Raw genomic sequence first — 10,335 nt, 5'->3', positions numbered from 1 at the left:
CAGCTTCTGCAACACCTCAGCCAGCGACTTTCCTGCCGCCAACATCGCTTGCCCCTCCTGCAACAGCTTCACAATCTGCTCAGGCTTACGTCGTCGTCGCTTCGTCATCAAAGTCTCCTCGAACCAAAATCGGTCGGTTGACTCTCATAACATCTGGATCAGAAAATGGGGAGCACGCCACCAGGTCATCAAAGTACAACAAGCCGCATGATGTACGTTAATGACATCGAAAACGCATTTTGAGACGGAAGAGGAATACAGAGACAATCCACGAATGCAGAAAGAAATGCTTTGACTTCAATGCATGCTGTTGAAATATTTTGAACGTCTTCGAAAAGAGACGAACGCAACCACTCTTGCGGTTGCAGGGTAACCAGACCCCGAATCTGGAACGGGATTTTTTGGACAAACCTGCCTCTTGGTGAGCGGGGTCCGGTTCCGTTTGAAAACAGATTCGGACAGATTGTTACACCCATGGATTCGTCAATTCGAACTCTTCCACCAGTTGTCGAAGCAACAGACCCGCAGCTACAGCCAGCAAAATCGCTGCTCACACGCGGTTTGCCCAAGCGTCCGTCTCCCTCGACAATCCATCGCTGGTTGAAGGGTCTGTCGGGAGTACGCTTGCCAGCCGTCAAGATCGTGGGCGAGTGGTGGACGACCGAAGAGGCCGTCAATTGGTTCTTTGAGCAACGCTCATTGACTGCGATTCAAACACAAACCCGAACCCAAAAGGTGCGAGATGTCAGCGACGAAGAGCTAAGGAAAATCGGGCTTCTCTGAGAGTGACGAGAAAGCATCTGAAGAGAACAGACACAAGCCTAAGAGCCTGAAGTGACAGCACATCGCTTTGCAGCGGACCAACATCCAAGGTGGTCCGTTAATGAGCGCGATCGCTCTTGAGTGATCAAACGACAATTTGATGGTACGGATCGAGTACGGCGGATGCCTTGTGTGGCAGTCATCGATCCCATCTCAGAGCGATGGTTGAGGCTCTGGTTTGTTCACTCAGCCGCTGTCTGAGTGAACAAAGAGTCCCCATGCCGGATAAGGTGACGACGAACGGTCTGGGTGTGTCATTTGCGAATGACGCTAGGGGCGGAGTGCGGGTGTGACCTGAGTAACTCCGATATCAAAACCAACTCAGGCGGAAGCTTACGGTTCCCAACTGCGGAGACGCTTCTGCACCGGCCCTTCGGGGTCGGTGCGCCCCGAGAAACCCACTACAAAGACACAGCAGTGGTTGACAGAATGCGTGTCGATGAAAGGCAAGCAAAGTTGGACGTTGACTCTCAATTGAAGTGTTCAAGAAAGAGAGAAAGGGTCTGATTTTGCGCGGGGTCGATTTGAAGCGAATTTTGGCCGGGATTCTCTCCCGAACTCCCATCGCATCCGATGCAGATCTGACGATCAACACGCCACGTGAAGTGGGGCATTCGACTCCCCGCTCCTCGTCTCCTTGGCCAGAAAAGTTCAATGGGCCGCGTGAGAGCCTCTCAGGAGGTTTTAGGATGTGATTCCGCTCCACCGCGACGCCCTCCGCTGCATCCGCTTCGCTTCGCTTCGAGCCCATATTTCGTAGGGTCTGCCCTGAGTGTAGTGATACCGATCGCACTTCGTGCGGAGTTCGCGAGTCAAAATGGGGATTGTGCACGATATAGTCGGATTCCAGCAATGGACGGCAATGTCGGAGCCAATGGAAACGTCCAGAGTGTTGATTTCACGCTGTCGGACTTGTTCGATGGTCTCTCCGATCCTAGAACGCGTCCGACTTCTGCGTGGCGGTAGCCGTAGTGTTTAAAGTAGTGTGCAAATTCTTGGGGTGGGAAGAGTTCAAGAAGCATTTCGCAGGTCTCCCACACCGATTAGACAGACCGTGCGCAGGTACCACTTCAGCTGCGAATAGACTTGTTCGATCGGATTGAAGTCAGGGCTGTAGGGAGGCAGATATCCAAAAGATACGCTCTAGAAGCCTCCGCCGAGGGCTTGGTAAGCGTTGACGATTGCGGCGAGTTGTTGTTGTTTGATTTCAATCAACATCATTTTCGCTTCCATCATTTCACGCTGGGCGAGCAGGACCTCAACGTATTCTGCTCGTGCGTTTTGGAATAGCTTTGTGGCGACAGCAACCGATGTTTCCAGGGCTTGAAGTTGTTCTCTCTTGACTTCGATGCTTTCCCGATAGTTCTGGATCTTGCTCATGTAATTGACAACTTCCATATGAGCGTTGAGAACGGTGCGCTGGTAGTTGTAGACGCTTTGAAGTTGGGCAGAGTTGGCAGTGCGGTAGTCTGCCTGGATGGCTCGCTTGTTGATCAACGGTCCCACGAGATCGACTGCAGCGTTGTAGATGAGGGACTCAGGGGTCGAGAACAGGTACCGTATGTTGTAGGCGTTCAATCCGATCCCCGCATTGAGACCGAATGAGGGATAGAATCGTGCCCGTGCAACTTTCACATCGAGTCCAGCAGCGGCGACTTCTCGTTCTGCCTGACGGATGTCGGCGCGGTTCCTTAGCAGTTCCGAAGGCAGTCCGGCATCGAGCGCGTACAGGTTCAGGTCGACGAATTCCAACGAAGGCCGATCGATTGGCTGAGGATAGCGCCCGAGGAGGAAGTTGATCCGGTTCTCAACTTCGATGATCTCTTGTTGAATAATGAGCCGTTCACTTTGATTCTTTCGCACTTCCGCCTGAAAACGTTGGACTGCCAACTCAGTTCCGCGTCCCGCTTCCTTCTTAGACTCCGCAATCTCCAGACTCTTCTCTTGAATCTCGATCGTCTTTTCGAGTGTCACGAGCCGACTGTCGAGAGAGAGCAGTTCGTAATAGTTCTCTGCAACTTCTGCGACGAGTCGCGTTACGATGTAGCAACGTCCCTCTGCGGACCCGAGATAACGCATGGCTGCGGCGTCTTCAGCATTCCGCAGCCTGTGCCAGACATCTATTTCCCAAGAGATATTCGCAGCAGCCAAGAAGTCAGGCAGTGGCTCAGGGAATCGTCTTCCCGGAGCGACTTCCAGTTGTTCTTCCACTGCACCGGAACGAGAGTAGCGGCTAGGTTTCTCTAACCCAGCTCCTCCTCCGACGGTGACAAATGGCAGGTATTCCCCGCTGCGAGCCTCGACTTCATTGTTCGCAATTTGAATTTCTTCTGCCAGGATGCGAAGTTCCTGATTGCCGGCAAGTGCCTGGTGAATCAAAGTCAGCAGGTGATGGTCGTCAAAAAACACGCTCTTCGGAACATATGCTGAGTTTTCGAGAACCAAGATTTCAGGCACGTCGTCTTCGACTGGAGGGGGAATGAACGCATGGGGTGCTTCTTCAATGATCTCCGTCTGTTCCACTGAAGCTTCAGTGGGAATTGGAGCGTAGTTCGTCAGTTGAATGTTCTCGTTTACCGTCTCTTCAGTTGTTGTCGAATCTTCTGCATTGATCTCAGCTTCTGAGTTTTCCTGAGCCAGTTCATGTTTGCGGGAGAGAACGCCGCTCGTCCAACTGTAGAATTGCGGCATCTGTGGGCCTGGAAGGGCACCGCGATGATTCGGAATACCGCACCCGGAAGCAAAGACCATTGATCCGCAAACGATGGCGCTGAAGACCTTCGATTTTGTGGCCTGGGTACGTGATGCGATTTCGTAAAGGTTGCTCATGACCGTCCCTGATGAATTTTAGTCATCCTGACTCACTCATTGGCGCCCTCTGTTTGTGAGGTCGCCGTCAGGCCTCAGTGCTCAGCATCGCAATCAGCGGCTGGTAGTGAGTGTATCGTCCAGTGGGACAGTGAGCGTTCTAAGCATCAGTTGAGTTAGTCGGCCTGTGCAAACATTTGCAGAAATCGGGTTCGGATTCGACAGGATGTAGGGGCTGTAGCAGTTACGGGGAAGAGTGAGGGGTTGTCGATTTGCGGTCGAGTGACCCCGAGGCTGACAGTGCGCGCAACGAGAACGCTCGTTTTCAACGCACAAGTTTCAGCAGGAGATGCAATAACGTGCGACGATCAATGACTCGAGCTTGTGTGGAGAGTCACGCCCTGTTCCGGGATTTCGCTCAGAGGCTGGTCGTGTTCATTGCGAATCAGCGAGCGACCATCGGCGAGATTTGCGAAGAGGTAATAGAGTCCCGGGATGATAAAGACTCCAATCAGCGTCCCTAACAGCATACCGCCGATGGCTGTTGTGCCGATTGTGCGGTTTCCGATTGCACCAGGTCCCGTGGCTCGAATGAGTGGAATCAGACCCACGATGAATGCGAAAGAGGTCATCAAAATCGGTCGGAAGCGGAGTCGTCCACCTTCAATTCCAGCATCCTTAATGGAATGCCCCTGTTGACGACGTTGCACAGCGAACTCAATGATCAGGATCGCATTCTTTCCGAGCAGACCAACCAGCATGACTAACGCGATTTGGCAATAGACGTCGTTGGCCAATCCCATCGCTTTCAAGAACAAGAACGACCCAAAGATTCCGATTGGAAGCGAAGTGATCATGGCAAGCGGGATGATGAAGCTTTCATACTGTCCAACCAGAACCATGTACACGAACACGACCACGATCAAAAAGATGAAGATTGCAGTGTTTCCTGCTTTCGCTTCGTCGTACGCCAGGCCTTGCCAGTCGATGTCGTATCCATTCGGAAGCGTTCGGGCGGCGACTTCCTTGATCGCATCGATCGCTTCACCACTACTATATCCCTTGGCAGGAGCTCCTTGAATCGGAGCAGTTAAGTACAAGTTGTAACGGCTGATCTCGTTCAGACCCTGCTTCTTCTCGAGTTTCATGAACGAAGAGTAGGGGACCATCTCTCCGCGATCATTCTTGACGAACATGTTGTCGAGGTCTTCAGGGTAGCGACGAAACTCTGGAGCGGCTTGAACATAGACTTTGTAGAACTGTCCGAAGCGAACGAATCCCTGCTCCCAAGTACTTCCGATGGTGATGGAAAGATTGTCCATCGCGTCTTTGATGGAAACTCCTTTTTGCATGGCGACGTCGTTGTCGATCAGCACTTCATACTGTGGGTAGTTGTTGGCGAAGAACGTGAACAGTCCTTTAAGTTCCTTTCGCTTGCCGAGTTCCTCCATGAAATTGTCAACAATCGCCCCGAAAGCCTCGTAGTCTCCGCTGTTGGTTTTGTCGAGCAAGTTGACTGAAAAGCCGCCAGCTGCACCAAAGCCAGGAACTGCGGGTGGCTCGAAGAATTCTAACTTCACATTTGCGATTTCGGTCCCACGCTCTTCAAGTTCTTCGATCAGTTGTTTTGAAGTCGCTTGTCGCTCCGCCCATGGCTTGAGATTGATAAGACACGTGCCAGCGTTGGAGCCGCGCCCTTCAGTGAGAACTTCGTACCCGGCCACAGAAGAGACGGAGGCAACTTCATCGAGTTCTTTGCAAATGGCCTGAAGCTCTTGGCACTTCGCGTTTGTGTACTCCAGGGTTGACCCAGGTGGTGTCTGAACCACTCCATAGATCATCCCCTGATCTTCCTGTGGAATAAATGCGGACGGAAGTACCTGATTTACCACGAGAATGCCGTACCCAAAGATACCGACCACGATCATTGTGAGCAGTCGACGCATGATAATCCTGCTCACGATCCAGGAGTAAACGCCTGTGATCTTTTCCACAAACCGGTCGAACACATGCAAAAACATTCCCAGCGGTCCACGAATCTTTCGACTTCCGGCACTCCCTGAAAAGGCAGCCCGAAACGTTAATGCCGCGAACACTGAGGCCATCCCGACAATGACGCTCTCTCGCAATTTTGTGAGGTGGACCTGTTCGGAAATGACTTCATGCACGATTTCGACATGCAATAAATAATAGACACCAACGCCGACAGCTCCTCCGAGCAAGATGCATAGCAGACCTCTCAATAGAAATGAGTACTTGCCTAGCGTTCGATTCATGACGCGGTTAAGGAACGCGATCAAACCACGAGATTGCGGTTCAGCGCCATGTGGTTTCAGAATCATCGCACACAGTACAGGTGTGAGTGTCAGTGCCACAACACCTGAGATGACAATCGAGATCGCCATGGTGAGTGCGAACTGACGGTAGAACACGCCGACAGGCCCCGTCATGAATGTCACGGGAATGAACACTGCGACCATCACGAGTGTGATGGCAATGATAGCACCGCTGATTTCCTGAACGACTTCCTGAGTAGCTTTGTATGGGCTCAGATGCTTTGCATGCATCTTCTCATGAACTGCTTCAACCACCACGATTGCATCGTCGACCACCACGCCGATTGCCAACACCAGTGCGAACAGCGTGATCAGGTTGATGGACATGCCCAACATCAGCATGAAGAAAAATGTTCCAATCAAAGAGACCGGGACCGCAAGCGTTGGAATCAAAGTGCTGCGTACATCTCCCAGAAATAGCAACACAACCAGTGAAACGAGAATGAATGCTTCAAAGAGTGTATGCAGCACTTTTTCGATGGAGGCATCCAGGAATTGAGACACGTCGTATGTGACGGCGTAGTCCATTCCAGGCGGGAATGTCTTCTCCTTGATCTCTTCTACTTTCTCTTTGATTCTCTCGATCACCTCAGCAGCATTTGATCCAGGTGTTTGTTTCAGAACAATGGCTGCTGCGGGCAATCCATCGATGTCCGAGTACAAGTCATAAAATGACGACCCCAAAGAGATATTCGCCACATCTCCGAGCCGTAAGATTTCTCCTTCGGAGTTCGCCTTGAGAATAATTTGCTCGTATTGCTCCGGCGTGCCATAGCGGCCGATCCAGGTTAAAACATACTCAAGTGATTGCGAGGTTTGTCCAGTAGCCTGCCCAAGCCGTCCCGGTGTTCCGATCATGCTTTGTTCAGCGAGCGCTTCCATGACATCTTCAGAACTCACTTTGTAAGCGCGCATGCGGTCCAGGTTGAGTTCAACGCGCATGGCATAGGCTCGGTTTCCCAGGATGGAAGCTTGGCCTACTCCGGGAATACGTTTGATCTCGTTCAGGACATTGACAGTCGCATAGTTGTAAAGAAAATTCTGGTCGACATCAGAGTCTGTGCTGAAGATATTTAAGTACATCAGCATGCTCGTCATGTTTTGCATGACGATGATCCCTTCACGTTCCACAATGGGAGGCAGATTGTTTTTGACGGACTGCACCCGGTTGTTCACGTTCATGACAGCCACGTTGGGGTCCGTACCAGGTTCGAAGATGACCTGAATGGAACCTTCACCAGCGCTTGTTGCGTCGCCAATCATGTAGCGCATGTTGGGAACGCCGTTAATCGCCTGCTCGAGAATCACCATCGTGGATTCGATCAGGATTTTTGCACTGGCCCCCGGATACGACACCGAGACACGTACACTCGGTGGAGCCACAGAAGGGAACTGTGACACCGGAAGAACGTTGATCGCCAGCCCTCCCATGAAGAGAATCAGCAAGGAGATGACAATCGCGAGTGCGGGTCGGTGAAGAAATTTAGCAAACATAGATGTCTAACAAGTGACGTCGATTGAGAGTGAGTGTTGGGTATCCGCCGATGCGTTTCTCCATTGATGGAGATCGCAGCGATTCACTGGTGCGAGCTATTACTGCAATTCGGACGATTGGCTGCGCGACGGCGAGAATTCCCGATTGATCGATTGCTCTCGTTGAGGTTGAGGCCGGTATCTGCTGATGGCGTCGACAACTATGAATCGCGAGGTCGAGGACGCGAGCAATAGGAAGGCATTACTCGGCGTGGTATTTCAGATCCGCCAAGACCTTGGCTGGCTCTTCGAATAAATATTCGATTTGATCGCCATCTCGTACCTGCCGAATTCCCTCGAGGATGATCTTGTCATTCACGCTGAGTCCTTCTTTAACGAGGAAAATGTCATCCTTTTCGTTCTGGATAGTAATCTCTCGCTGGTGGACAATGTTGTCATCACCAACGACATACGCATACTTCTTGGCGAGAATCTCAAGCGTGGCACGTTGAGGAATGACGACGGCATTCTCTGCCATTCGATTGATCAAGATTGTCCCAGTCTGTCCATGGCGTAACAGCCCATCAGGATTGGGGAAATCTGCCCGGAAAGCGATATTCCCAGTTTCGTTATTGAAGTCTGCTTCGATGGCACCAATTGTCCCTGCATGATCGAAAATCTCATGATTGGCCAGTCTCAGCTGGACATCCAGATTTTGCTGTTCAGGGTCGTTTTGAATGGCTTTCTGGTATTCCAGATAGCGAGCTTCCGGGACATTGAAATAGACCCACATCACATGATTATCAGACAACGTCGTCAGCATGGCGCCCTCTTCGATGAGGCTTCCTTGCTGTTCATGCAACCGGTCAATAATTCCATCAAATGGAGCTTTAATATCAGCAAAATCGAGCTCGGCTTTAGCCAGATCGACCTTAGCCTGTGCTTTGTCCAGTTTGGCTTTGGCAAGCTTCAGCTCTTGAACTGACACAATTTCCTGGTCGACCAGCTTTTTGGTGTTGTCGTACTCCACCTGAGCGAGTTCCGCTTCTGCGACATCAGCAGCAAGTCGGGCTTCGTAGAGTGTCGGCAGGATGTGGAACATGTGGTTCCCCTTCTTCACCTCTTGCCCTTCATTGACCTTGATTTCTTTCAGGTAACCACCTTCCAGAGCACAGACTTCGATGTGGCGTCGCGAATGAATTTGGCTGACGTACTGACGTGTCAGTGTGACGTCCTGTTGCATTGGGCTCGTCACAACAATTTTGTGTATGGCATGATGGTCTCCTCCTGCGTGCGAGGGTTCGGAGTGCTCTTCTGGAACATGACCTGCTGAGTGTTCAGGGGTGTTGTGATCTTCTTCTGCATGTTCGCCTGGTCCTTGAATACCCAGCATTGAACCCAACTGTTGAGTGACGGAATGCTGAACGTTACTGGTTGCTGAAAGAGCAAGTGTGGCAATGGCAACTGTGGCCAGAAGGATAATGCGCATCGTGAACTTTACTGACATACTGGTAGGGATTGATGGGAAGGAGGACAAATACCAGCGCAACGGGAGAATGCGCCGTCATCGCAGTGCGCGATGGTCTTGGCGAGCGAACATGGAAACACCATGTGTGACTTCAATCAGCACGAAGTATGCCAAGAGGCACTAGTGAAATCGCCAATTGACGAACTTCAACGTCCCGTGCTTGCGAAATGGATTTCAACCAATGCGAGTTTTCAGAGTGAATCGTGAAGGTCTGCAAGTTTTTTCATGAGGTGTGCAAATGCTCGCAGAGTACGACACAACTACTTAAAAACGCTGATAACGGCGGTTGATCACGATCACCACGCTCGGAGAATCCAGTTTTTTTCTTCGGTGTCGGCCTCATCCCGGGCGAGTTCCTGGTCAACGTCGCAGGACTGGTAGAACTTACCTCAACATCCTGATGGCTCGGGAGTGCTTGGCGAGTTGCTGACAGCTTCGACAATTGTTCGAAGAGGTTCCCTCGCGGGAAGGGGTCGACTTGTCGGAAGTCCAGCTGACGCACCATCGCCTACGAGATCACGGCCCGAGGAATCTGGGACTCTCCGGAGACGAAGCCCCGCTCCTGAATCCGATCACCGAAGCCGGAAGTGGTCAGGTGCAGGAGAAAGAGAAGACACAGTTGCGGGAGATCATCGAACAGCTCAACACGCTGTACGGAAATGACATGACCGACGGGGACCTGCTGTCATTTGTGAACGCAGTCAAAGCGAAGACGATGGAATCCGAAGTGCTCATCCGGCAATCGGCAAACAATACCCGGCAGCAGTTCGACAGTTCCCCGGATCTGTTCGGGGAGATTCAATCAGCAGTCATCGACAGCATGGACACCCAGGCCGAACTGAGCACACGTGCTCTCAATTCGCCACAAGCTCTCAACGACCTCGTCCGCGTCCTGATGGACAAGATGAATCTCTATGAAAGCCTTCGAGCCAAAGCGACCGGAGCGTGAGAGTCAGCCCCCGGCAGGGAGGGCACCATTCTCAGATCAGATGATGCCATGCACGCAACGACACCCCTATGCACTCATTTCGTTTACCGGGAGTAATGAGGAGAAGTCAAAGAACTCCGCACCGATCTGGCTCGCGCGCGAGGGGAGGGCCGACTGGCGCTTCGAGGATCGGAATCAAACCAGCCGCTGCTCCGCAGATCGGACGTCACGACACTCACTCATCACGTCGTCCATCTCATCAAAATCCGCTGACCCCTGTTTTGACCCCTGCATTCGATCTTCGATGAATACTCATGCATTCGCATGACAAGTCGATCCGATCCTGATAGTCTCATAAGCACTGACAACCCAAAAGGTTGTGCTCACACTTATCGAGATTGAAGCAAGTTCCCGAATGCATGGCATGCAAGAGGTCAGGG

The 10,335-nt window shown here is 51.7% G+C and carries 6 protein-coding genes; 2 read left to right on the top strand and 4 right to left on the bottom strand.

What is annotated here, in order from left to right:
- Positions 1–474 precede the first annotated feature (474 nt).
- Complete coding sequence (locus KOR42_RS22170) at positions 475–783, top strand: hypothetical protein (RefSeq protein ID WP_146512023.1); 309 nt, start codon at positions 475–477, stop codon at positions 781–783.
- 1,050 nt (positions 784–1,833) lie between these two features.
- On the opposite strand, the gene KOR42_RS22165 is transcribed toward KOR42_RS22170, so the two are convergent.
- From KOR42_RS22165 to KOR42_RS22150, 4 genes are all read right to left on the bottom strand, one after another.
- A complete protein-coding gene (locus tag KOR42_RS22165) occupies positions 1,834–1,947 on the bottom strand; it encodes a transposase (RefSeq protein ID WP_146512025.1) in 114 nt (37 codons plus the stop codon).
- A gap of 18 nt (positions 1,948–1,965) precedes the next feature.
- Positions 1,966–3,651, bottom strand: coding sequence for a TolC family protein (locus KOR42_RS22160; RefSeq protein WP_146512022.1), 1,686 nt, complete (start codon positions 3,649–3,651; stop codon positions 1,966–1,968).
- 347 nt (positions 3,652–3,998) lie between these two features.
- A complete protein-coding gene (locus KOR42_RS22155; protein WP_146512021.1) occupies positions 3,999–7,460 on the bottom strand; it encodes an efflux RND transporter permease subunit in 3,462 nt (1,153 codons plus the stop codon).
- A gap of 241 nt (positions 7,461–7,701) precedes the next feature.
- On the bottom strand, positions 7,702–8,928 hold the full coding sequence (locus KOR42_RS22150) for an efflux RND transporter periplasmic adaptor subunit (protein ID WP_231741074.1): 1,227 nt from the start codon (positions 8,926–8,928) through the stop codon (positions 7,702–7,704).
- A 517-nt stretch (positions 8,929–9,445) separates the two neighbouring features.
- Here KOR42_RS22150 and KOR42_RS22145 point away from each other — a divergent pair.
- Positions 9,446–9,916 (top strand): hypothetical protein, encoded by a 471-nt coding sequence (locus tag KOR42_RS22145; protein ID WP_146512019.1) that lies wholly within the window; start codon positions 9,446–9,448, stop codon positions 9,914–9,916.
- Positions 9,917–10,335: the final 419 nt, after the last annotated feature.

This window comes from Thalassoglobus neptunius (assembly GCF_007859735.1).
Taxonomy (GTDB): domain Bacteria; phylum Planctomycetota; class Planctomycetia; order Planctomycetales; family Planctomycetaceae; genus Thalassoglobus; species Thalassoglobus neptunius.
Note: the sequence above shows the minus strand (reverse complement) of the source record. Positions and strands in the feature narration are given on the sequence as shown.